20 protein-coding genes and 1 pseudogene are annotated in these 23,926 nt (G+C 69.1%); 9 read left to right on the top strand and 12 right to left on the bottom strand.

Going from position 1 to position 23,926, the window contains the following annotated elements; genetic code table 11:
* Positions 1-50 precede the first annotated feature (50 nt).
* The 5 genes from ACFVFQ_RS15265 to dnaA form a co-directional block, all read right to left on the bottom strand.
* A complete protein-coding gene (locus ACFVFQ_RS15265) occupies positions 51-584 on the bottom strand; it encodes a DUF721 domain-containing protein (protein WP_383414845.1) in 534 nt (177 codons plus the stop codon).
* On the bottom strand, positions 581-1,753 hold the full coding sequence (gene recF / locus ACFVFQ_RS15260) for a DNA replication/repair protein RecF (protein WP_383414843.1): 1,173 nt from the start codon (positions 1,751-1,753) through the stop codon (positions 581-583). Before recF ends, ACFVFQ_RS15265 begins: the two co-directional genes overlap by 4 nt.
* Before the next feature lie 44 nt (positions 1,754-1,797).
* Positions 1,798-2,673, bottom strand: a complete 876-nt coding sequence (gnd, locus tag ACFVFQ_RS15255; RefSeq protein ID WP_383414840.1) for a phosphogluconate dehydrogenase (NAD(+)-dependent, decarboxylating) — start codon at positions 2,671-2,673, stop codon at positions 1,798-1,800.
* 172 nt (positions 2,674-2,845) lie between these two features.
* Complete coding sequence (gene dnaN / locus ACFVFQ_RS15250) at positions 2,846-3,976, bottom strand: DNA polymerase III subunit beta (protein ID WP_383414837.1); 1,131 nt, start codon at positions 3,974-3,976, stop codon at positions 2,846-2,848.
* Between the two features lie 985 nt (positions 3,977-4,961).
* Positions 4,962-6,860 (bottom strand): chromosomal replication initiator protein DnaA, encoded by a 1,899-nt coding sequence (gene dnaA / locus ACFVFQ_RS15245; RefSeq protein ID WP_383414834.1) that lies wholly within the window; start codon positions 6,858-6,860, stop codon positions 4,962-4,964.
* Between the two features lie 375 nt (positions 6,861-7,235).
* On the opposite strand from dnaA, the gene rpmH reads away from it, so the two are divergent.
* From rpmH to ACFVFQ_RS15200, 9 genes and pseudogenes are all read left to right on the top strand, one after another.
* Positions 7,236-7,373, top strand: a complete 138-nt coding sequence (gene rpmH, locus ACFVFQ_RS15240) for a 50S ribosomal protein L34 (protein WP_003956500.1) — start codon at positions 7,236-7,238, stop codon at positions 7,371-7,373.
* A gap of 23 nt (positions 7,374-7,396) precedes the next feature.
* Positions 7,397-7,765: pseudogene (rnpA, locus tag ACFVFQ_RS15235) on the top strand (ribonuclease P protein component); the annotation flags it as partial.
* 80 nt (positions 7,766-7,845) lie between these two features.
* Positions 7,846-8,163 carry a membrane protein insertion efficiency factor YidD gene (yidD, locus tag ACFVFQ_RS15230; RefSeq protein WP_248012778.1) on the top strand — a complete coding sequence of 106 codons (318 nt, stop codon included), beginning with the start codon at positions 7,846-7,848 and terminating at the stop codon, positions 8,161-8,163.
* A 3-nt stretch (positions 8,164-8,166) separates the two neighbouring features.
* Entirely contained in the window at positions 8,167-9,306 is a 1,140-nt protein-coding gene (yidC, locus tag ACFVFQ_RS15225; protein WP_383414830.1) for a membrane protein insertase YidC, read from the top strand.
* Positions 9,307-9,320: 14 nt separating this feature from the next.
* Positions 9,321-9,827, top strand: coding sequence for a protein jag (locus ACFVFQ_RS15220; protein ID WP_383414827.1), 507 nt, complete (start codon positions 9,321-9,323; stop codon positions 9,825-9,827).
* Between the two features lie 132 nt (positions 9,828-9,959).
* Positions 9,960-10,685 carry a 16S rRNA (guanine(527)-N(7))-methyltransferase RsmG gene (gene rsmG, locus ACFVFQ_RS15215; RefSeq protein WP_383414824.1) on the top strand — a complete coding sequence of 242 codons (726 nt, stop codon included), beginning with the start codon at positions 9,960-9,962 and terminating at the stop codon, positions 10,683-10,685.
* 306 nt (positions 10,686-10,991) lie between these two features.
* Positions 10,992-12,062, top strand: a complete 1,071-nt coding sequence (locus ACFVFQ_RS15210) for a ParA family protein (RefSeq protein WP_383415038.1) — start codon at positions 10,992-10,994, stop codon at positions 12,060-12,062.
* The gene (locus ACFVFQ_RS15205) at positions 12,059-13,153 is read left to right on the top strand and encodes a ParB/RepB/Spo0J family partition protein (protein ID WP_383414821.1); all 1,095 of its coding nucleotides are present in this window, start codon (positions 12,059-12,061) and stop codon (positions 13,151-13,153) included. Before ACFVFQ_RS15210 ends, ACFVFQ_RS15205 begins: the two co-directional genes overlap by 4 nt.
* Before the next feature lie 308 nt (positions 13,154-13,461).
* Positions 13,462-14,079 carry a GNAT family N-acetyltransferase gene (locus ACFVFQ_RS15200; RefSeq protein WP_383414817.1) on the top strand — a complete coding sequence of 206 codons (618 nt, stop codon included), beginning with the start codon at positions 13,462-13,464 and terminating at the stop codon, positions 14,077-14,079.
* Positions 14,080-14,185: 106 nt separating this feature from the next.
* Here the strand turns inward: ACFVFQ_RS15200 and trxA are convergent, their stop codons facing one another.
* The 7 genes from trxA to ACFVFQ_RS15165 form a co-directional block, all read right to left on the bottom strand.
* Positions 14,186-14,512, bottom strand: a complete 327-nt coding sequence (gene trxA / locus ACFVFQ_RS15195) for a thioredoxin (RefSeq protein ID WP_383414814.1) — start codon at positions 14,510-14,512, stop codon at positions 14,186-14,188.
* A 45-nt stretch (positions 14,513-14,557) separates the two neighbouring features.
* A complete protein-coding gene (trxB, locus tag ACFVFQ_RS15190) occupies positions 14,558-15,532 on the bottom strand; it encodes a thioredoxin-disulfide reductase (protein WP_383414811.1) in 975 nt (324 codons plus the stop codon).
* Positions 15,533-15,645: 113 nt separating this feature from the next.
* A complete protein-coding gene (locus ACFVFQ_RS15185) occupies positions 15,646-16,617 on the bottom strand; it encodes a hypothetical protein (protein WP_383414808.1) in 972 nt (323 codons plus the stop codon).
* Positions 16,614-17,309: an RNA polymerase sigma factor SigM gene (gene sigM, locus ACFVFQ_RS15180; protein WP_383414805.1), complete on the bottom strand. Its 696-nt coding sequence runs from the start codon at positions 17,307-17,309 to the stop codon at positions 16,614-16,616. Before sigM ends, ACFVFQ_RS15185 begins: the two co-directional genes overlap by 4 nt.
* 185 nt (positions 17,310-17,494) lie before the next feature.
* Complete coding sequence (locus ACFVFQ_RS15175; RefSeq protein WP_383414802.1) at positions 17,495-19,222, bottom strand: serine/threonine protein kinase; 1,728 nt, start codon at positions 19,220-19,222, stop codon at positions 17,495-17,497.
* Positions 19,223-19,329: 107 nt separating this feature from the next.
* A complete protein-coding gene (gene murJ, locus ACFVFQ_RS15170) occupies positions 19,330-21,528 on the bottom strand; it encodes a murein biosynthesis integral membrane protein MurJ (RefSeq protein ID WP_383414799.1) in 2,199 nt (732 codons plus the stop codon).
* A gap of 46 nt (positions 21,529-21,574) precedes the next feature.
* Positions 21,575-23,821: a DUF6049 family protein gene (locus ACFVFQ_RS15165; protein WP_383414796.1), complete on the bottom strand. Its 2,247-nt coding sequence runs from the start codon at positions 23,819-23,821 to the stop codon at positions 21,575-21,577.
* Between the last annotated feature and the right edge of the window lie 105 nt (positions 23,822-23,926).

The raw sequence follows: 23,926 nt of genomic DNA, 5'->3' as shown, positions 1-23,926 counted from the left end.
CCCGTGAAACACCGCCCCCATCGGCGGGATTCTCGATCGTGTGGCGGCCCTCACCCGTAGGTGTCGCCGGGCCCCTTACTGCCCGGCGCGCGCAGGGCTCCGTACCGGCGCGCCGGACCGCCCGGCCCCAGCACCTTGAGCATCTTCACCGTGCCGTGGCCCAGGTCCTCGTTGAGGCGGGCCACCAGCTGCGGTGCCAGCAGCCGCAGTTGGGTCGCCCAGGCCGTCGAGTCGCACTGGACCGTCAGGATGCGGGCGTCCTCGTCGTACCGCTGCGGCTCGCAGTGCTGTGCCACCTCGGGACCCACCAGCTGAGGCCAACGGCCCATCACCCCGCCGACCGCGGCGGGGGTCTCCCAGCCGCGCTCGGTGATCAGGCGGTTGATCGCGGCGCCCAACGGCAGCGGATCCCGGCCGTCCGCCCGCGCGCCCGAGCGCAGTCCGCCGCGACGGGCCTGCTTCTTCTGCTGCACGGCCGCGCCCCGGGCGCGCGCCTGTTCTTTCGCGGCCACCAGCGCCTGCCGGGCCAGGTCCACCCCGGACAGCTCGGGGGTTTTGGGCTGCTCCGGCTGCGGTTCGGTCACCGGTCCACCCTCTCCACGGTGCCGCCGGAGACCGCGTACCGCGCCCCGGCCAGCACGCCCGGCACGTCGTCGTCCACCGCCGCGGTCACCAGTACCTGCTCGCCCGGCGCGACCAGCTCCGCCAGCCGCTCCCGGCGCCGGCTGTCCAACTCGGCGAAGACGTCGTCGAGCACCAGCACCGGTTCGTTGCCCTCGGCGCGCAGCAGCTCGTACGAGGCCAGCCGCAGGGCCAGCGCGTACGACCAGGACTCGCCGTGGCTCGCATAGCCCTTGGCCGGCAACTGCCCCAGTTTCAGCAACAGTTCGTCGCGGTGCGGCCCCACCAGGGTCACCCCGCGCTCGATCTCGTTCTTGCGGGCCTCGCCCAGCGCCGCCAGCAGCGCGCCGTACAACTCCTCGCGGCTCGCGGCGGCAGTCATCGCCTCGCCCGCCGAACCGCGGTACTCCAGCCCCAACGGGCCGCCGCCCGGCGCCAGTTGCTCGTACGCCTTGTCCGCCAGCGGCCGCAGCGTGGCGATCAGGTCGAGCCGCTGGGCCAGGAGTTCGGCGCCGGCGCGGGCCAGGTGCTGGTCCCAGACGTCCAGCGTCGACAGGTCCGCCCCCACGCTCGAATCCGCTCGCGCGGGAGGTGCCCCCCTCCGGCCGCCGTGCCGACGGGCCAGCGCCGCCGTCTTCAGAAGGGTGTTGCGCTGCTTGAGGACGCGGTCGTAGTCCGCGCGCACGCCCGCCATCCGCGGAGAACGGGCGGTGATCAGCTCGTCGAGGAACCGCCGGCGCTCGCCGGGGTCGCCCTTGACCAGCGCCAGGTCCTCGGGCGCGAACAGCACCGTCCGCACGATCCCCAGCACGTCGCGCGGTCTGACCTGAGACGACCTGTTGATCCGGGCGCGGTTCGCCTTGCCCGGATTGAGCTCCAGCTCGATGAGCTGCTGCCGCTCGCCCTGGGCGACCGCGGCCCGGACGATGGCCCGGTCGGCGCCCATCCGCACCAGGGGAGCGTCCGAGGAGACCCGGTGGCTGCCGAGCGTGGCCAGATAGCCGACCGCCTCGACGAGGTTGGTCTTGCCCTGCCCGTTGGGCCCCACGAACGCCGTGACGCCCGGGTCGAGCGGGACCTCGACCCGGGCGTACGAGCGGAAGTCGGCGAGCGACAGATGCGTGACATGCATGGTTCCGCGCCGACCTCCCCCGGCTGCTGTGCTGGTGGTGCTTACTACTTGCTCTCGACCGCGTGGCCACCGAACTGGTTGCGCAGCGCGGCGATCATCTTCATCTGCGGCGAGTCGTCCTGACGGGACGCGAAGCGGGCGAAGAGCGACGCGGTGATCGCCGGCAGCGGCACGGCGTTGTCGATCGCGGCCTCGACCGTCCAGCGGCCCTCACCGGAGTCGGCGGCGTAACCGCGCAGCTTCTCCAGGTGCTCGTCGTCGTCGAGGGCGTTGACCGCCAGGTCCAGCAGCCAGGAACGGATGACCGTGCCCTCCTGCCAAGAGCGGAAGATCTCGCGGACGTTGTCCACGGAGTCGACCTTCTCCAGCAGCTCCCAGCCCTCGGCGTAGGCCTGCATCATCGCGTACTCGATGCCGTTGTGGACCATCTTCGCGAAGTGGCCCGCGCCCACCTTGCCGGCGTGCACGGAGCCGAACTCGCCCTCGGGCTTGAGGGCGTCGAAGATCGGCTGCACCTTGGCGACGTTCTCCTTGTCGCCGCCGTACATCAGCGCGTAGCCGTTCTCCAGGCCCCAGACGCCGCCGGAGACGCCGCAGTCCACGAAGCCGATGCCCTTGGCCGCCAGCTCCTCGGCGTGCTTCTCGTCGTCGGTCCAGCGGGAGTTGCCGCCGTCCACGACGAGGTCGCCGGGCGAGAGCAGCTCGGCCAGCTCGTCGATCGTCGCCTGGGTGGCGGCGCCGGCCGGGACCATGACCCAGACCACCCGCGGACCCTGGAGCCTGTCCACAAGCCCCTTGAGGCTGTCCACATCGGCCAGGTCCGGGTTGCGGTCGTATCCGATGACGGTGTGGCCAGCGCGGCGAATGCGCTCGCGCATGTTGCCGCCCATCTTGCCGAGACCGACGAGACCGAGCTCCATCAGAGACCCTCTTTGCACATAGTCGTTGCTGTTCGTACCCGAGTCCGAGCCTACGCCCGGGACCCCGTGCACAGCTGTGGGCTCAGCCGCTCATCAGGAGGCCGTCAGCCAGTCGCCGCAAGGGCCCCGGCGGATGGCCGGGGCCCGGTCGGTACGAGGTCGATCGCCCGCGTCAGCCCGAGAGGCGGACGGGCATGATCAGGTACTTGTACGCGTCGTCGGCCTCGGCGTCCTTGGCCGGGCGGCCGCTGAGCAGCGCGGGCTTGGTCGAGGTGGTGAAGGACAGCTGGGCCACGGGGGAGTCGATGGCCGACAGGCCCTCCAGGAGGAAGCCCGGGTTGAAGGCGATCGAGATGTCGTCGCCCTCCAGGTCGGCGTCGACCCTTTCCACAGCCTGTGCATCGTCGCTGGAGCCGGCCTCCAGGATCAGCACGCCCTGCTCGAAGCTCAGCCGCACCGGGGTGTTCCGCTCGGCGACCAGCGCCACGCGCTTGACGGCCTCGACGAACGGGGCGGTCTCGATCACGGCGACGGAGTTGAACTCGGTCGGGAAGAGCGTCCGGTACTTCGGCAGGTCGCCCTCAAGCAGACGGGTCGTGGTCCGGCGGCCGGCGCCCTCGAAACCGATCAGGCCCTCGCCCTGCCCGGAACCGGACAGCGCCAGGGTGACGGAGTCGCCGCCGCTCAGGGACTTGGCGGTGTCCAACAGGGTCTTGGCGGGCACCAGGGCGACCGCGGAGGCGTCCGGGCTCTCCGGCTTCCACAGGAACTCGCGGACCGCGAAGCGGTAGCGGTCGGTGGAGGCGAGGGTGACGGTGTCGCCCTCGATCTCGATCCGCACACCGGTCAGCACCGGCAGGGTGTCGTCGCGGCCGGCGGCGATGGCCACCTGGGCGGCGGCCGCGGCGAAGACCTCACCGGGGACGGTGCCGGTGGCGGTGGGCATCGTCGGCAGGGACGGGTACTCCTCCACAGGCAGGGTGTGGAGGGTGAAGCGGGAGGAGCCGCAGACCACGGTCACTCGTACACCGTCGGTGGAAATCTCCACCGGGCGGTTGGGGAGCGCACGGCAGATGTCGGCGAGCAGCCGGCCGGAGACGAGGACGGTGCCCTCCTCTTCCACCTCGGCATCCACCGAGACCCGCGCGGAGACCTCGTAGTCGAAGCCGGACAGGCTCAGCGCGCCGTCGTCCGCCTTCAGGAGCAGGCCCGCGAGGACGGGCACCGGCGGACGGGCCGGGAGGCTCTTGGCCGCCCAGGCCACTGCCTCCGCGAGTACATCGCGCTCCACCCGGATCTTCACCGGAAACCGCCTCCTGCTGTTGCTGGCTCTCGCCCTGCTGGCTCTTCGTCGTCGGCTGAGTTGCCGGAGACCAGTCTGACGCACACCAGCGACAGTCGGTGCGGCTCGGGGTCAAGTCGACTCGACCGGAGCGACGGGCTCTCGGGCCGAGTTGTGCACAGGGCCCGTTTCGAAGCGAATTCCCCGGTAGATACCCGTGGTCGTAGTAGTAGGCCCTGTGGAAACCGTGGACAACTGACTTTGTGCAGGTCAGCGCCGATTTTTTGTCCACCGCGCCTGTGGGCGGCGGCCGTGGATAAGCGGCCTCGGCTGTGGACCACGTGAAGTTCTGCACACCCCATGCACAGGGCCGAGGCACTTCTCCCCAGTGCCATCCCCAGCTTTACCCCCGTTCCCCACAGCCCAACCCCGCACCTTGGTGTGACCGCTTTCACTCGGCGCGGTGAGGGCGGGTGTTGCGTTGCCGAACAGTGGACAGCGGTGTGGAGAAGCTGGGGATCACTGGGGACAACCCCGCTCTACCTGTGGGCGGCCAGTGGACAAGCTCGCGCGACGCCTGTGGACGAAAACTCTGTCCACAGGCTGTGGATTTCGTTTGGCCACAATTCCACATGCGGCTGACCTCGTCCGATGGCCCGTCAGCAGACCAGCCTGTGGATCCCACAGGGATAACTTTCCTCTCCCCAGGCTGTGGACGGAAGATTCTTGCCCAATCTGTGGAGAGAGGCCGTGACCAGGCCCGGAATCGAACAGCGCCGGCGCGCTCCACAGGTTTGGGACGACGACCGACGGCTCACAGAACCCACCGACCGGCCCGTCCACCACCCCGGAACGCCCCTCCGTGACCGTCCCGCGGGCCCCGCCGACGGCACAGACGACGGCACGGGACGTCGTCTCCCTCCCCTGCCCCGCGCACGACGAAGGGCGCCCCGGGAGCGGATCCCGGAGCGCCCTGGTGGCGGTCGCGGCCGGCGGTGACCGCCCGTCAGCCGTTCTTGATGCGGTTGGTCAGCTCGGTGACCTGGTTGTAGATGGAGCGCCGCTCGGCCATCAGCGCGCGGATCTTGCGATCGGCGTGCATCACCGTCGTGTGGTCGCGGCCGCCGAACTGTGCGCCGATCTTCGGCAGCGAGAGGTCGGTGAGCTCCCGGCACAGGTACATCGCGATCTGGCGGGCCGTCACCAGCACCCGGCTGCGCGAGGATCCACACAGATCGTCCACGGTGAGCCCGAAGTAGTCCGCGGTCGACGCCATGATCGCGGTCGCGGTGATCTCCGGCGCGGTGTCCTCGCCCCCGGGGATCAGGTCCTTCAGCACGATCTCGGTGAGCCCGAGGTCCACCGGCTGACGGTTGAGCGACGCGAACGCGGTGACCCGGATCAGCGCGCCCTCCAACTCGCGGATGTTGCGCGAGATTCGGGACGCGATGAACTCCAGCACCTCCGGCGGCGCGTTCAGCTGCTCCTGCACCGCCTTCTTGCGGAGGATCGCGATCCGGGTCTCCAACTCCGGCGGCTGTACGTCGGTGATCAGGCCCCACTCGAAGCGGTTGCGCAACCGGTCTTCCAGGGTGACCAGCTGCTTCGGCGGCCGGTCACTGGAGAGCACGATCTGCTTGTTCGCGTTGTGCAGGGTGTTGAAGGTGTGGAAGAACTCCTCCTGCGTCGACTCCTTGCTCGCCAGGAACTGGATGTCGTCGACGAGCAGGATGTCCATGTCCCGGTAGCGCTTGCGGAACGCGTCCGCCTTGCCGTCCCGGATGGAGTTGATGAACTCGTTGGTGAACTCCTCTGAGCTCACGTACCGCACCCGGGTGCCGGGGTAGAGGCTGCGGGCGTAGTGCCCGATGGCGTGCAGCAGGTGGGTCTTGCCCAGGCCCGACTCCCCATAGATGAAGAGGGGGTTGTACGCCTTGGCCGGCGCCTCGGCGACCGCGACCGCCGCGGCGTGCGCGAAACGGTTGGAGGCACCGATGACGAAGGTGTCGAAGAGGTACTTGGGGTTCAGCCGCGCGGTCGGCTCGCCGGGACCGGTCGCCGGTGCCGGCTGCGCGGCGAGCGGACTGGGTGCACCGCTGGGCGCCGGCAAAGAGGAACCGGGAGCGCCGGGCCGGCCACCAGGGCCGGGCGGGGGGAAGTCGGGAAGATCGTGCCGCTGCTGCTCGTACCCCGGGCGCGAGCCGTCCGAGGGGCGCGGTCCGCTGCGGTCGGGACCCTGCGAGCGGTAGTCGTTCTGGTGCTGCTGGAGATGGGCGGGCGGCGGGGCGCCGTACGGCTCGCGCCACTGCTCCGTGGAGGTCTCGCGGTCGGGGTAGCCGCCCAGGGGCTGCTGCTGCCAGCCGTACTCCTCGCGCGGCCCGACCGCGTCGGTGGCGGCGTGCTGGGGCCACGCCCCGGGCTCGTGCCGCGGCTGCGGGTAATCCGGGTACGCGGGCCGGACGCTGGGCAGGTCGTCGCCCTGGTGTCCGTAGCCCTGCCGGGAGTCGCGCCGCCCGTCGTAGCCGTCGTACGCGTCGTGCTGCGCCGGCTGGTGGTGGGCCTGCTGATGCTGCGCCGGCTGGTGCTGGGTGTGCTGCTGCGGAGGCGAGGGCGGCTGGGGCGCGGGCTCTTCCGAGGAGTCGTCAACGGTGATCGCGATCCGGATCGACCGCCCGCATTCGTGGCTGAGCGCTTCCCCGATCAGCGGCGCCAGCCGTCCTTCGAGGACGCCCTTGGCGAACTCGTTGGGCACGGCGAGCAGTGCGGTGTCCGCGACCAGCGCCAGGGGCTGGGTCCGCTTGAGCCAGTCCTGGTCCTTGGGCTTCAGGCCGTCGGCGTCGGCCCGCAAGAGGTGATCGAGTACACGTGGCCACACTGCGGCAAGATCGGCAGGTACATCAGCCACAGGGCACGCTCTCTCACAGTCCCACGAATGTGTGATTCTCAGGACGGGCGGGAAGGAAATGAAGTTCAGCCACGGTAGTCAGGGCGGGCCTGGGGATTCAAGTTGTTGTCCACAGGCTGTGCATAGTGTGTCCTGGCCGAGGCCCTCCGCGCTGTCACGGAGCTGGTTTGACCGGATGGCGTAGCCCCGCGTACCGTGCACAGGTCGAGTTGTCGATGGCTGCTGCCGCCTGCCTCCGATGGGCAAAGATCGCGCTCTCGTGATCGTGTAGCGGTGCACTTGGGCGTGGCGAGCTACTCGTGGGCGCACGGTGACAGCCAGTCGACGCCCCACACATCTGTCCTTCCGAGACAGCAAGATTTCTGGAGCCCCCGAGTGAGCAAGCGCACCTTCCAGCCGAACAACCGCCGTCGCGCGAAGACCCACGGCTTCCGTCTGCGCATGCGGACCCGTGCCGGCCGCGCGATCCTCGCGTCGCGCCGCAGCAAGGGTCGCGCCCGCCTGTCCGCCTGAGCAGCCCGACCTAGGTCCATGACGTGCTGCCTACCGAACATCGGCTGAGGCGGCGCGAGGACTTCGCGACCGCGGTACGCCGGGGACGCAGGGCCGGGCGCCCGCTCCTCGTCGTGCACTGTCGTAGCGGCGTAACGGACCCGCACGCAGCGGGGGGAACTGTCCCCCCGACGCGTGCGGGTTTCGTCGTCAGCAAGGCCATTGGCATTGCGGTCGTCCGCAACAAGGTCAAGCGGAGACTTCGCCATCTCATGCGCGACCGGCTGGACCGGCTGCCCGCCGGTAGCCTGGTTGTCGTACGGGCCCTGCCCGGCGCGGGCGCGGCGGAGTACGACCAGCTGGCCCGCGACCTGGACGCTGCTCTCCAGCGGCTGCTGGGAGGGGCGCCGAAAGGCAGCAATCCCATCGGGGCCGCAACCGGCGACGCCGTAGGCCCCCGGGCTCCCGGACGGGACCCGGGAGGGAGCGCACAGTGAAGTACCCGCTGCTGCTTTTGATCAAGATCTACCAGTGGACCATCAGCCCGCTGTTGGGCCCGGTCTGCAAGTACTACCCGTCGTGTTCGCACTATGGCTACACCGCCATCGATCGACACGGCGCGGTGAAGGGGACTGCGCTGACCGCTTGGCGCATCCTGCGGTGCAATCCGTGGTCGCTCGGTGGCGTCGACCACGTCCCTCCCCGGAAGCGTCCGGTTTGGCATCAGCGGCTGAGGAGCCGCCTGGGCGGGCCTGCCGTCCCTGAGCCTGTCGCCCAGCCCGAGACTCAGCCCAACGCCCAAGGAGCCTGATTCGTGGACACGATCCTCAAACCCCTTTATTACGCAGTTTCCTGGATCATCGTCCAGTTCCACTCGTTCTTCAGCCTGATCTTCGATCCGAACAGTGGCGCGGCTTGGGGCCTGTCCATCGTCTCGCTGGTGGTGCTGATCCGCATCTGCCTGATCCCGCTCTTCGTGAAGCAGATCAAGGCGACGCGGAACATGCAGGCGCTCCAGCCGAAGATGAAGGCGATCCAGGAGCGTTACAAGAGCGACAAGCAGCGCCAGTCCGAAGAGATGATGAAGCTCTACAAGGAGTCGGGTACCAACCCGCTTTCGAGCTGTCTCCCGATCCTGGCGCAGTCCCCGTTCTTCATCTCCCTGTACCAGGTCCTCAGCCACATCGCGCAGAACAAGACCGTCGGCGTCATCGACCCGGCGCTGTTGGCGAGCGCGCAGAAGGCGCACATCTTCGGTGCGCCGCTCGCGGCGAAGTTCATGGACAGCGCCTCGAAGATCCAGGCCCTGGGCGCCTCGGTGACCGACGTCCGCGTGGTCACAGTCATCATGATCGTCCTGATGTCGGCGTCGCAGTTCTACACCCAGCGCCAGCTGATGACGAAGAACGTCGACCTGACGGTGAAGACGCCGTTCATGCAGCAGCAGAAGATGCTGATGTACGTCTTCCCGGTCATGTTCGCCGTCTTCGGCATCAACTTCCCGGTCGGTGTTCTCGTCTACTGGCTGACCACCAACGTGTGGACCATGGGTCAGCAGATGTACGTCATCCGCCGCAACCCCACCCCGGGCAGCAAGGCGTTCACCGAGCGCCAGGAGCGGCTGCGCGCCAGCGGCAAGCTGGTGGAGAGCCCCGCCGAGATCGAGGCGAAGAAGGCCGCAGAGGAGGCGCGTCAGAACCGTCAGCAGCCCAAGCGGCAGACGAAGGCCAAGCGTCAGACCGGTGCCGCCGCGCCGACCGGTGCCGCGCGGAACCGCACGCGTGCGAGCTCGTCGTCGGGTGATGCTGCGGCTTCGCAGGACAGCGCGGCCACGCAGGACGACAAGGGGAAGGGTGGTACGCCCGCCAAGGGCGGCGCCGCCTCCGGATCCCGTAACACCAAGTCCGGGCAGCGCAAGGGCCAGCAGCGCCCCAAGCACCCGTCCAAGAAGTAAGAAGGAGTCCTTACGTGACGGACACGACCCCTGGCACCAAGGGCGCCGACACCCTGACCCGCCTGGAGCAGGAAGGCGAGATCGCGGCCGACTACCTGGAGGGTCTGCTGGACATCGCGGACCTCGACGGTGACATCGACATGGACGTCGAGGCGGACCGCGCCTCGGTGTCGATCGTGGGTGACTCGACCAGCCGCGATCTGCAGAAGCTGGTCGGCCGCGACGGTGAGGTGCTGGAGGCGCTGCAGGAGCTGACGCGGCTGGCGGTGCACCGGGAGACCGGCGACCGCAGCCGCCTGATGCTCGATATCGCCGGCTTCCGGGCGCGTAGGCGCGAGGAGCTCGCCAAGGTCGGCGCGAGCGCCGCGGCGGAGGCCAAGAGCACCGGTCAGCCGGTGAAGCTCGACCCGATGACGCCGTTCGAGCGCAAGGTCGTGCACGACGCGGTGGCCGCGGCCGGACTGCAGAGCGAGTCCGAGGGCGAGGAGCCGCAGCGTCGCGTGGTGGTCCTCCCGGCCTGACGCTTCGCGCTCGGTCTTCTTTGGCCCCGTCTGCTCGCAGGCGGGGCCAAAACTTGTCAGCCTTCTGTGTTATCCCCGGTCGTAACGCCGGGACCCCGGCAGGAAAAGCAGTCCAGAGGAAGGGCGGTTCCCGTGACGGAGGCATCAGCGGAGCTCCCTCCTGCGCCGAAGACGGCGCAGGAGGTTTTCGGCGAGCGCTTTCCGGAGGCCGTGCGGTACGGCGAACTGCTCGCCGACGCGGGCGTGAAGCGCGGACTGATCGGTCCGCGGGAGGTGCCACGGCTGTGGGAGCGGCATCTGCTGAACTGTGCGGTGCTCTCCGAGGTGGTCCCTGAGGGCGTCTCGGTGTGTGACGTGGGTTCGGGAGCCGGGCTGCCCGGTATTCCACTGGCGCTGGTGCGCCCGGACCTCAAGATCACACTCCTGGAGCCGCTGCTGCGACGGACCAACTTCCTTCAGGAGGTCGTCGAACTGCTCGGGCTGGACCACGTCACCGTCGTGCGGGGCCGCGCCGAAGAGGTCATGGGCAAGCTCCCGCAGGTGCATGTGGTGACCGCGCGGGCGGTCGCGCCGCTCGACCGGTTGGCCGGCTGGGGGGTGCCGCTGTTGCGCCCTTACGGAGAGATGCTGGCGCTCAAGGGCGACACCGCGGAGGAAGAACTCAAGGCGGCCCGGGCTGCGTTGAGCAAGTTGGGCGTGGTGGATACGTCGATCGTGCACGTTGGTGAGGGCGTGGTGGATCCGCTGTCGACCGTGGTGCGCGTCGAGGTGGGCGAGAGCCCCGGTGGGGTGCGCTTTGCAGCCAAGCGGGCGAAGGCGGCCCGTACGAGCCGGGCGACTAGGGGGCGTCGGCGCTGATGCCGGGATGCCGGAGAAATCCGGCACGGATTCCTGGCGGCGGGCATAGCCATCCGCGGATTAGCGGATAGGGCAAATTCCGCAGACGCCACAAAGAGTCACAAGACGGAGTGTCGCGGCTTAATCGGACGCGGCGCTGGCATCGTGTTTCACGTGAAACGTCGTTCTCTGCTGCAAGGGATCATCGGCCGCGGTCGTGCGGCTGCCGAGCCGCACGACCGGAAACCCACACGGGTCACGAAAGTATCCACAGGGATGGGTTCATCCACAGGAGAACGGACCTCACTGGTTCGCGATACCGAAAGCATGGCAGGCTCTCACCATCGTGAGCCTGATGTCGAGGAGAGTGAATCCTTGCGGTCCGACGCCAACATCGCGGGACCGATGACCGATCCGGTCCCCGGTCCCCGCAACGAGTCGTTCGGGGACGACGTTTCACGTGAAACGCCGCCCCTGATGGACAACACACCGGTAGGTCGCGCAGCGCAGCTCGCGGTAGGGGCAATGGGCCGCGCAGGCGAGGGGATGCCCCGTCCTGAAGAGACCCGGGTCATCGTGGTCGCCAATCAGAAGGGCGGAGTTGGCAAGACCACCACCACGGTGAACCTTGCGGCTTCGCTGGCGCTGCACGGAGCCCGGGTGCTGGTGATTGACCTTGACCCGCAGGGCAATGCGTCGACGGCCCTGGGGATCGACCATCACGCCGAAGTGCCGTCCATCTACGACGTGCTGGTCGAGAGCAAGCCACTCTCTGACGTCGTGCAGCCGGTAGTGGAGGTGGAGGGGCTCTTCTGCGCGCCCGCAACCATCGACCTGGCCGGTGCCGAGATCGAGTTGGTCTCTCTGGTGGCGCGCGAGAGCCGGCTGGACCGCGCCATCAAGGCGTATGAGCAGCCGTTGGACTACATCCTCATCGACTGCCCGCCGTCGCTCGGTCTGCTGACCGTCAACGCCTTGGTCGCCAGTGCCGAGGTGCTGATCCCGATCCAGTGCGAGTATTACGCGCTGGAAGGGCTGGGCCAGTTGCTGCGAAACGTTGACCTGGTCCGGGGTCACCTGAACCCCAAGCTCCACGTCTCGACGATTCTGCTCACCATGTACGACGGACGTACCCGCCTGGCCTCGCAGGTCGCTGACGAGGTGCGTAGCCACTTCGGCAACGAGGTGCTCCGGACGAGCATCCCCCGTTCGGTACGCATCTCGGAGGCCCCCAGCTACGGGCAGACGGTGCTTACCTACGACCCGGGTTCCACTGGTGCGCTCTCGTATCTCGAAGCGGCGAAAGAGATCGCGCTGCGAGGGGCGGCACAACCCGGAGAGCAGGGCCTGAGTGTGAACTACCAAGCACAGCACAGCATCTCGGAGGGGACCCAGTGAGCGAACGACGTAGAGGGCTGGGCCGTGGGCTCGGCGCGCTGATCCCCGCAGCACCGCAGAGCTCTGATCCTTCCGGGCCTGCGGCAGGAAGGGGAGCGGCGTCGCCGTCGTCCGCACCGGTTCTGGCCCCGGACCGAGGGGTGGCGGCCGCCAAGGTGGCCTCGCTGCCGACGCCCGGTGTTTCACGTGAAACCGAAGCATCGGCCGGGGCGGAGAACGGCGTCCCGCCGGAGGTGGCAGGTGCCCACTTCGCCGAGGTGTCCCTGGATGCGATTAGGCCGAACCCGCGGCAGCCGCGGGAGGTCTTCGACGAGGACGCCCTCGCCGAACTGGTCACCTCCATCAAGGAGGTGGGCCTGCTTCAGCCGGTGGTGGTCCGTCAGACTGCGTCCGGGCGCTACGAGCTCATCATGGGCGAGCGGCGCTGGCGAGCCTGCCGCGAGGCTGGTCTGGAGAAGATCCCCGCGATCGTGCGGGCCACGGAAGACGAGCGCCTGCTACTCGACGCGCTTCTGGAGAATCTCCACCGTGCCCAGCTGAACCCACTGGAAGAGGCCGCCGCCTACGACCAGTTGCTGCAGGACTTCAAGTGCACGCATGACGAGCTGGCTGACCGGATCGGACGGTCGCGCCCGCAGGTCACCAACACGCTGCGGTTGTTGAAGCTCTCGCCGTCCGTGCAGAAGCGGCTCGCCGCGGGGGTGCTCTCCGCGGGCCATGCGCGGGCGCTGCTGTCCGTGGAGGATGCGGAGGAGCAGGACAACCTGGCTCGACGGATCGTGGCGGAGGGGCTGTCGGTCCGTTCGGTCGAGGAGATCGTGACGCTCATGGGGTCGGATCCCAAGGGCGCGGGCAAGGGCAAGAAGCCCCGGGCGGGTGCTCGGGTGTCCCCCGCGCTCACCGGTCTTGCTACCCGGCTTTCCGACCGCTTCGAAACTCGGGTGAAGGTCGATCTCGGCCAGAAGAAGGGAAAGATCGTCGTCGAATTCGCTTCGATGGAAGACCTGGAGCGCATTCTCGGCACACTCGCTCCGGGCGAGGGCCGTGTCCTGGGGAAGTCGCTGGCCGAGGGCGGCGACGAAGAAGGCTGAGCTGACGTATGCGGCTCGTGGGCGAGCCGTGTTCCGGCATCGATACCGGAACACGGCTCGCCCTTTGCTTTCAGGCAGTACCCGCGCCCGGAAAGGGCGGATACGATGCGATCGGGTATGGCACGCATCCACATGGAGAGACCTCGTATCGAGGAGAGGGCCATGCGATCAGTGAGCCGCACCGGACTACTGGCGGCGGGGTTCGGCCTCGCAGCCCTCGGAGGGTTCGTTGGTGGTCTGCTCAGGGGGCAGGCGGCGCTGACAGCGCTGCGCGGTGCGGCAGGCGAGGGAAGCGAGGACCTGGTTCCATGGGCCGTCGGCTCGTACCGCTCACGCTGGACAACCTTCCGGATCTCCCGAAGCGCTGTCGCTCCTGCGTCTTCTGGGAGCTCGACCCCGTCAGTGGCGAGGCCGCGGTAAAGGCGGGGCGCCCCGAACTGGAGAAGGAAGCCTGGATCTCGGCGGTTCTGTTGGAGTGGGGATCCTGCGGGCGCGTTGTCTATGTCGACGACGTGCCGGCCGGATTCGTCATGTACGCCCCGCCGGCTTATGTACCGCGTTCGACGGCCTTCCCCACCAGCCCGGTATCGCCGGATGCCGTGCAACTGCTGACGGCATGGCTGACGCCTGGTTACCAGGGGCAGGGGTTGGGGCGAGTGATGGTCCAGACGGTTGCCAAGGACCTCATCCAACGAGGCTTCAAAGCCATCGAAGCCTTCGGCGACGCGCGTTGGTCCGAGCCGGCGTGTGTGTTGCCCGCCGACCATCTCCTCGCGGTCGGCTTCAAGACGGTCCGCCCTCATCCCCGCTTCCCGCGATTGCGGCTCGAACTGCGGACGACGATTTCGTGGAAGGAAGACGTGGAGCTAGCGCTGGACCGGCTGCTGGGTGCCGTCCAAAAGGAGCCCGCGCTCAGGCCGTTGTAGACAGATCATCTGGTGTTTCACGTGAAACACTGCCTCGGTTTCACGTGAAACAGGCCCGCCCCCACGAGGGGGCGAGCCTGTTTCACGTGAAACGTATGGGCGTTCCTCAGGCGAGGTAGTCCGTGAGGTCACGCTCGATGGCGGCCTTCGGCTTGGCGCCGACGATCGTCTTCACGACCTCGCCGTCCTTGTAGACGTTCATGGTCGGGATCGACATGACGCCGTACTTGGCGGTGGTTGCCGGGTTCTCGTCGGTGTTCAGCTTTGCGATGACGATCTCGTCGTGCTCGGCAGCAATGGCCTCCAGGGACGGAGCGATCTGGCGGCACGGGCCGCACCAGGTGGCCCAGAAGTCCACGAGGACGGGCTTGTCGCTCTTGAGGACGACCTCTTCGAAGTTGGCGTCCGTCACGGTCACCGTGGCACCAGCCATGGCAATCTCCTTACTGGGTGGGTGGTGGAAAGCGGGGTGCGCGGGTCAGGCGGAAGCGGTCTTCTCCGGCTCGGCCGTGGCCTCACCGTCAGAGAGCGCTGCGAGGAACCGCTCGGCGTCGAGGGCGGCGGAGCAGCCGGTGCCGGCGGCGGTGATGGCCTGGCGGTAGGTGTGGTCGACGACGTCGCCGGCGGCGAAGACGCCCGACAGGTTGGTCCGGGTGCTCGGGGAGTCGACGGTGAGGTAGCCCTCGTCGTCGAGGGTCAGCTGGCCCTTGAACAGCTCGGTGCGCGGGTCGTGGCCGATCGCGATGAACAGGCCGGTGACCGGAAGCTCGGACGTCTCGCCGGTCTTGACGTTGCGCAGCGTCAGGCCGGAGAGCTTGGTCTCGCCGTGGATCTCGGCGACCTCGCTGTCCCAGACGAAACGGATCTTCGGGTCGGCGAAGGCGCGCTCCTGCATGGCCTTGCTGGCGCGGAGGGTGTCGCGGCGGTGGACGACGGTGACGGTCTTGGCGAAGCGGGAGAGGAAGGTGGCCTCTTCCATGGCGGTGTCGCCGCCGCCGATCACGGCGATGTCCTGGTCCTTGAAGAAGAATCCGTCGCAGGTAGCGCACCAGGAGACACCGCGGCCGGAGAGCTCGTCCTCGCGGGGCAGACCCAGCTTGCGGTGCTGGGAGCCGGTGGTGACGATGACGGCCTTGGCGCGGTGCACGGTGCCGGCGGTGTCGGTGACGGTCTTGATCTCCTCGGACAGATCGACGGAGACGATGTCGTCAGGGACCAGTTCGGCGCCGAAGCGTTCGGCCTGGGCGCGCATGTTGTCCATGAGGTCGGGGCCCATGATGCCGTCGCGGAAGCCGGGGAAGTTCTCCACGTCGGTGGTGTTCATCAGGGCGCCGCCGGCGGTGACGGCACCTTCGAAGACCAGGGGCTTGAGGGATGCGCGGGCGGTGTAGAGCGCTGCGGTGTAGCCCGCGGGCCCGGAGCCGATGATGATCACGTTGCGGACGTCGCTCACGGGTGTCTTCCTTGTCTCTGCCGACGGCTTGCTGGGGTCTCGGAACTCTCACCCCACCCAACGGATCCTAAGGGGCGAGCATTCCCGGAGTGCCACAGCGCACAGACCGGCGCTCAGTCTCGCCGATACGAGTGGGTCAGCAAAACCTTCCCAGGAGTTGGCGGAGCGGCGGACACACACGAGGCAGTGACGATGTAGGCAGAGACACTCTTGGGGTCGGCGGGGTGCGGGAGCACGACCAGGAAGGCGTCCTTGCCCTCGTAGGTGCTGCGGGTCGAGGCCAGTGGCTGCTCGGTGCGGCCGATGCCCTGGCGCACACATGACGGAACGGCGTCCGTCTTGCCCCGGAGCGGGGTCTCGGGCGAGCTTCGTGTGCCGATCTCCGGTGCCGGGTGCGCCTTTTTGTCGGCGAGCAACCTGTGGACGTCCGCCCTGAGTGTGGCAGCGCTCAGGCCCGATGGGGCTCCTGCGCCGGAGGAAGAGGAGGCGTCCGGTTTGGTGGCTTGGATGCCGCTGGTGCCGGCGCCCTGGATAAGGAGGCCACCGACTCCAAGCACCGCCGCGGCTGCCGCGGAGCCGAGCAGGATTCGAGGCCACCGTCGCGAGCGTGACGAACGTCGCCCTGGAGCCTGGCGACCTGGCCCGGAAGTACCACGGGCTCGCCCGGGCGGAGGTGCGGCCGCGGCAGCAGATGGCGGCGCCTGCACGCTGGTTTCACGTGAAACGGAGAGAGGCGCGGCCGATGTTTCACGTGAAACCGAAGCGGGATCGAGCGACGTTTCACGTGAAACCGTGCCAGCGGAAGGTGAAACACCAGGCTCGCCCTCGGCGGAGTCCAGCAGTGCCTCAGCGGCAAGTGCCGCATCGATGCGCCCGGCGACGTCGGCGGGCATCCGCGTCGGGCCGGGCAACGTACCGAGGAGCCCGCGGATTTCCTCCAGGGAGGCGTAGACGTCTTCGCACAACCCACAGCCAGCGAGGTGATCCCGCAGGTCTGCCGTGCGTGAGGGGGAGAGCAACCCATCTGTGAGATCGGAAATCTCAGAGACCTCTGGGTGCTCGCCCGCGCCGGTCGTCGACGTCACGCTCGCCCACCTCCGCCCTTCACGGCACCTGTGCCCTTCGGTCCTGCCGTCGGTGGGACGGATGTCCCCTGCGCCCGGTTCCTTCCCCCGCTCTCGGGATCGCTATCCCCGCCTTCGTCGCGCAGATGGGTGACCAACGGAAGCAGGCGCGCGCGCCCACGCGAGCAGCGGCTTTTCACCGTTCCGGTCGGAACGTCGAGGATCGCGGCAGCCTCCGCGACGGAATACCCCTGCATATCGACGAGGACGAGAGCGGCGCGCTGTTCCTCGGGGAGAGTGCGCAGCGCGATGAGCAGTTCGCGGTGCACGTCCTGGCGCTCGGCCGGGAGGGCAGCGGACTCTTCGGGTTCGAGGAGCTGCTCCAGGCGCTCGGTCTCGGCGACCGGAGAGGTGCGTCGGGACGCGGTCTTGCGGGCCCGGTCCAGGCAGGCGTTGACCGTGATGCGATGCAGCCAGGTCGTCACGGCCGACTGGCCGCGGAAGGTGTGGGCGGCGCGATAGGCGGAGACCAGCGCGTCCTGTACGGCGTCGGCGGCTTCCTCGCGATCACCGAGGGTGCGTAAGGCCACGGCCCAGAGCCGGTTGCGATGACGTCGGACGATCTCCCCGAACGCATCGGGGTCGCCCTTTACGTGCAGCGCAAGGAGATCGGCGTCGGTTGGTGTCGAAGCCTTGTCGCTGTCGGTGGACACGGGCCCCCCGGCCGTAGCTGCCTGATCTCGATCCCATTGAAGCCGGCCGGATGACGAAAGTAAATGCTGGGAAAGGCACCTCGCCGACCGGAAACGATCTCGATGGAGGAAGGGGCGTGGATAGGGGTCCGACCTGTCGGTCGATCGAAACCCGTACCCACGCCCCTCTCGAAAGGCGAGCGTGCTCAGCCGGTGAAGGAGACCTCGGTCACGCCCTGCTTGTAACCGGCCTTGCTGTAGGACTCGGCGTCGGCCTCCGAGTAGGGCATCGCGGTGATCCACACGACGACGTACCGTGCCTTCGCCGGTGACTTCAGCGAGACCTTGGCGGTGTTTCCCGACGTCTTGGCCGTACCGAGCTCCCGCATGGAGCTCAGTGGTTCGGACGGTGAGAGCGAGTTGGCGGCGTAGAGCGCCACCGTCGTGTGGTTGCCGCTGTAGCGCAGCCCGATCGACGCGCTGCTCACCTGCTGCTCCGAGCCGAGGTCGTAGACCAGCCCGACGCCCTTCTTGTAGGCCGGGTTCAGGTCGGGGCCTTCAAGGAAGCTCTTGCTGCGCCAGAAGGTCGAGGGGTCTCCGTCGTAGGTGGCCCTCGCCTGCTCGGGGTGCTGCGGCTGGCCGTCCGGGTAGTACTCGGCGCCGTCCTCGATCTTGATCGGCTTGCCGGTCGGCTTCTTGGCTCCGCTGCCTGCGCTCTGCGAGTTCCCGGGGGCGTCCTGGTCGCCCTCGCGCTTCAGCAGGGTGTCCGCCAGCTGCCAGCTGCCCAGTCCGAGCGCCGCGATCAGCAGCGCGGAGACGGACCACTTCAGCGCCTTGCCGGTGCGGCTCTGGAGTGGGGGCGGCGGGGCGGCGACGGGCTGCGTCGCCCGCGCGGACTGACCGTTGCGGGCCGCCGCCTGCCCATAGGAGCCCTGCTGGTATCCCGTGCGCTGATACGGCGGGGGCGTCGAGAACGCCGTCTCCGGAGGACGGATGCGCGGCATCGCCGCGACGGCCTTGGCCAGTTCCTCCGGGGTGGTGCACGGCGGCTCCTGGCGGGACGCGGTGGCCCCGTCGTTGACCAGCGCACGCATGGCGAGCTCGGACAGCCCCCGGTGGATGCCCGCGCGCACCTGGTCGGGCGCGATCAGTCCGACGCCCTTGGGGAGGCCGGCGAGTCCGTAGGCGTCGTTCTCGTACGGCCAGCGCTGGGTGAGGGCGGCGTACAGGAGGGCGCCGATGGCCTCGGTGTCGGTGCGCTGCGGGTGTTCGCAGGTGATGCCGCGGAGCGCTGCCATCACGGCGAGGCCGCGGATGCGGTACTGCCCGGATTCGGTGCGCAGCACCGAGCTCGGGGTGAGTCGCAGATGGGCCAGGCCCTCGCGGTGGGCGGCGGTCATGGCCTGCGAGACCTGGCTGACGAGTTGGTAGGCGTCGTGGGGTTCGAGCGGGCCGTTGGCCAGGACGGTGGCCAGCTCGGTGGCGTCCGGCAGCCACTCGTGGACGACGTAGACGAGGTCGCTGTCCTCGACGGCGTCGAGGACCTGCACGAAACGCGGATCGCCGAGGAGTGCGGAGGCCCGGGCGGCGGAGAGCACCGGACGAGCGCGGGGGTGGTCGGCGGGCAGCACGTGCACGCCGACGGCCCGGCGGAGCTTCTCGTCGACGGCTCGCCAGCTGCTGAATCCGTCCAGACGGGTGACGCACTCTTCGAGGCGGTAACGTCTCGCCAGCTTGTGACCGCTGTGGAGTTCCGGTGGCTTGGAATCGGTTGCCTGGGCACCCTTCTCGTCGGTGCGTGCGGCGTCCTTTTCCTTGCCGGATACCTTCTCGGCCTGTGCACCGTCGTCCGTGGCCCGCCCCGCCTTGGCGGTCAGCGGCTCCTCGCCGCTCGTGTCGGCCACGTCGACGGCAGCCGTGCTCCGTTCCGCCACCGTCGTTCCTGCCTCCCCATCCGTTGCAGGCTCAATGAGCCAAGACAATTGTGCCCACAGTCCGCCACTATGCACGACACACGGTGGCAGTCGATGGTTGTGCCCGGTCAGCGTCCCAGCTTGGACCTGACCATGCCCACCAGGGCGTTCAGCTCCTCGATCCGCATTTTTCGGGCGGCGAGGTAGAAGACGGCCAGAAGTGCGGCGGCTCCGGCGATGAGCGCGGCGAGCGAGCCGACGAACCCGGTGCCGAGCGCCTGCATCAGCACGTACACCAGGGCACCGGAAACGATCGTGGCCGGGATGCTGGCGCCGGCCAGCCGCGCGTAGGTTCGCACGACGTGCGGGGTGTCCAGGTCGCCGCCCATCCGCTTGCTCAGCCGGCGCCAGGCGACGCCGACGCCGATGACGTAGGCGAGTCCGTAGGACGCCGCCATGCCCACCACGGCCCAGCGGGCGGGCAGGACCAGGAAGCAGAGGGCGGAGGCCGCGGTGTTGACGCCGGCGACGATCACCGTGTTGTAGAAGGGGGTGCGGGTGTCCTCGTACGCGTAGAAGGCGCGCAGGACGACGTACTGCACCGAGAACGGGATCAGGCCCACGCCGAAGGCCATCAGCATGTAACCCATGGGGATGCCGGCGCCGGACGAGCCGTAGACCAGCGTGCACAGCGGGATGCCGAGGGAGAGGAACCCGAACGAGATCGGGACGATGGCCACGGCCGAGGTGCGCAGGCCCTGCGACATGTCGTCGCGGACCGCGCCGGTGTCGCCGTCGTGGGCGGAGCGCGCCAGCCGGGGCAGCAGTGCGGCCATGACGGAGACGGTGATGATCGCCTGCGGCATGTTCCAGATCAGCTGGGCGCTGGCGTAGGAGATGAAGCCGGTGCCCGGGTGGCCCTGGTGGTCGGCGGTCTTGCCGGCCCAGGTGGAGAGCTGGGTGACGACCAGCACGCCCGCCTGGTTGGCGAGGACGAACAGCACCGTCCACTTGGCGAGCTTGGCGGCCTTGCCCAGGCCGTGGCCGCGCCAGTCGAAGCGGAGCCGGAGCTTGAAGTCGGCGTCGCGCAGGTACGGGATCATCGCCAGCGCCTGGACCACCAGGCCGAGGAGCGTGCCGATGCCGAGCAGTCGGATGCCGGCGTCGGGAATGGTGGTGACGCCGATGTGGGAGGTCTTCGCCGTGCCGTAGACCCAGATGAAGAGGCCGAATGTGGCGATCATGACGATGTTGTTGAGGACCGGGGTCCACATCATCGCGCCGAAGCGGCCGCGGGCGTTGAGGATCTGGCCCATGACGACGTGCAGGCCCATGAAGAAGATCGTGGGCACGCAGTAGCGGGTGAAGGCGACCGCGACCTCGTTGGCCGCCGGGTCGCGGGAGATGTCGAACGAGACCAGTTTGACCAGCAGAGGTGCGGCGAAGACCGCGAGTATCGTCAGCGCGCCCAGGACGACGACGACGAGGGTGAGCAGCCGGTTGGCATACGCCTCGCCGCCGTCCTCGTCCTCCTTCATCGCGCGGACGAGCTGCGGGACGAAGACGGAGTTCAGGCCGCCGCCGATGGTCAGGATGAAGATCATCGTCGGGAGCTGGTAGGCGACCTGCCAGGAGTCGCCGAGCACCGCGCCGCCGAGGGCCGCGACGATCAGCGCGGAGCGGACGAAGCCGGTGAGCCGGGACACCATCGTGCCGGCGGCCATCACCGCGCTGGACTTCAGCAGCCCGGACGCGCGGCCGCCGGACGGCTTGCCGGCCGCCGCGACCGGGGCGGGCTCGGGCTCGGGTTCGGCCTCCTCGACGGCCTGCTGGGCCAGCGGCTCCGGTCCGGGAGCTGCCGGCGCCTGCTGGGCGACGGGAGCCGGGGCGGGGCGCGGCGGCTGGTACGGCTGCTGCTGGTCCCGGAAGAGGTGCGCGAACGCGTCCCGCTCGGGGCGCTCGTCGGCGCCCTGGGCCATCAGCGCGTCGCCGCCGGCGAACTGCACCGTCGCGTCGGGGTCGCCCTGCGACAGGTCCTGGACCGGGCCCTGCGGCTGCGCCGGTGCGGGCCACTGCTGCGGGCCGGGCGGCTGCTGGTAGAGCGGATTCGCGGGCGGTCCCGAGGGGGACGGGTGCGCGGGGTGGCCATACGGCGCCGCGCCGGCCGGGTCCTGGGACGCCGGGGCCGGAGCCTGCTGCGGATCGTTGCGGTAGGCGTCCTGGACGTGGGGGTCCTGGTCCGCGGGCAACGGTGGCGTCGGAGGGACCGCCCCCGAGGGATCGCCGTGCGAACCCCGGCCGCGGCCACCGTCATACGGCGCATTCATCGCTGCCCCACCTCATCCGTCGCCGGCCATCCGGCCCCGTCGTCTATCAACGGTCCACTTTCTCACCTGAGCCGGAGGGCCCGGACTTCTCCGAACCGGTGTCCGGCGTGGGGTCACTCGGCTGCTCGGGGCTGTCGCCGCCGGGGTTGCCGCTGTCGCCGCCCTCGCCATCGGCGGTGGCACCGCCGTTGTCCTCGCCGTTCTCCTCGTCCCCGGCGCGCTCGGAGGCCGCCCGCTTGCGCTGGAGGTAGATCCGCACGCCGGCGAGCACCAGCAGCAGGACACCGCCGGCGATGACGAGCATCACAGTGGCGGTGATCTCGGTGACGTTCACCCGGAACGTCATGGGCTCACCGTAGGGCGTGCCGTCCGCGGTGTAGAGCTGGGCGGTCACCGAGGCGAGACCGTTGGCGTTCGCCGTGGTCTCGAACTTGAACGACTGGCTGTGCCCGCCGTCCACCTTGATCTCCTGGGACTTCCCGACGTCCAGCCGGTTGGGCTGCGACGAGGTCAGCCGCAGCGTCAGGCCCTGAACGCCTTGGAGGAGGTTGTTCTGCACCGTCACCGGAATCGTGGCGCTACGCCCGGAGAGCGTCGCCTCGGTCTTCGGGATCAGGCGGACCTTCTTGGTCAGGCCGTCGAGGTAGTCGCGCACCGAGGTGCGGAAGGCGGTGGCGCCCTTGGAATCGCCCCGCCACGACGTCGACATCTCGCGCATTATGGCGTTGCCGAACGGGGTGACCACCCGCTCGGGATGGGCCAGGACCACCTTGAAGTCGTCCAGCGCGGACTGGGTGTCCTCGATCTGTCGGAAGGCGTCGGTGGGGAGCTCCTGCTGCCGCAGTTCCGACGGGTACGCGGAGCGGCCGGGGATCTGGCGGTTGGCGGCCGGGTCGGGCTTCGCCTTCGCCGCGTCCCCCAGCTTCGTCGGCTGGACCCAGCCGGCCTGCTCCAGATTCCGCAGCGCGCCGGCCATCGCCTGGGCCTGGGTCGCCGAGGGCATGCGCTGCGGTGCGACGACGATGCTGCGCTGCTGCTCGGGGTTCTCCAGGCCGATCATCTGGGCCTCGGCGAGGAACTCCTGGATCGCCAGGCTGGCGTTCCCGGACTTCGACATGTCGCCCTCGAAGGCCCGGGAGAGCTGGGCGTCGGTGACGATGGCGGTGTTGCCGCCACCGATGGGCCGGGCCGCGGTCGGGGTGTACGGCAGGTTGTTGTCCCGCAGGCTGTCGCTACGGGTGATGACGTTGTGGGCGCCGGCCGAGGTGGCGACGTCGACGATCGAGGAGTCGATGGCGCCGTTCACCGGCCAGGTGAAGTCGGTGCGCGGCTTCACGCCGAGGATGGTGTCCACGGCCTTCGAGGCGAGCTCGGTGGCCGGGCCGAGGTGGCCGAGCGAGCTGGGCACGCTCTTGCCGTGGTGCGCCAGCGAGGCCAGGTCAGGGTCACCGAAGGGCAGGGCGACGACCTCGTGGCCCTTCACGGCGTTCTGCAGATCGTTGAGCCACTGCTTGGCGGCGGCCTGGTTCTTGCCGACCGGGCCGTCCGGGTCGTGCACGTGGTACGGCTTGGTCATCGCCTCGACGGTCGCGAGCAGGTCGGGGTCGACGACGAAGGTCACCGGGAGGTTCTTCCCGAGCTCGACCATCTTCTGGAGCCGGCCGCCGGGGGCGATCTCCGACGCGAGGCCGTCGTTGCGGAAGACCGGCGTCTGCTGGGCGTCGGCGCCGGTCTCGGCCGTGAGGTGGGTGGTGGAGATCAGCGGCCACAGGTAGGTGAGCTGGGTCTTCTTCGACGGCGCGGAGCCCTGCCAGGGCAGCAGGGTCCGGTCGATGCCGAGGACCTGGTCGTACGACGCGCTCGGGCCGTGCCCGGACAGGGTCACGCCGAGCGGATAGACCCCGTCGCTGCTGAGGCCGAGGTCCTTGACCGGGACGTTGAGGGTGAAGGTCCGGCTGGTGCCCGGGTCCAGCCGGTCGATCTTCTCCGTGTGGTCGCCGATCTCCTTGCCGTCGGCGCCCGGCAGATAGCCGGTGCGTTTGGTCACGGCCTGAATGGAGCTGCGGTCGTTGAGCGCCGCGCCGCGGTGCAGTCCGACGTGGGCGTCGGTGATCGCGCTCTTGGTGTCGTTGGTCAGCGTGCCGGAGACGGTGACGGTGTCGTCCTTGCCGGGGGCGACCGGGGACATCGCGTTGATCGTCACGTTGACCGGGTGCGAGGCCGCCCGGGCCTCGGGGGCGTGGGTGACCTGGAGCGTCCCCACGAGCAGGGGCACTCCGGTGAGCAGCGTCACGGTCCTTCGCAGCCATCGGCCACGCGGCCGTTCAGTCGCCTGGAACCCTGCCGCATCGGCCACGCGCTCGCCCGTCCCTCGTCGTCGTCAGTGGTCGTCGGAATG

It is taken from the genome of Streptomyces sp. NPDC057743 (assembly GCF_042798755.1).
Lineage (GTDB): Bacteria > Actinomycetota > Actinomycetes > Streptomycetales > Streptomycetaceae > Streptomyces.
Note: the sequence above shows the minus strand (reverse complement) of the source record. Positions and strands in the feature narration are given on the sequence as shown.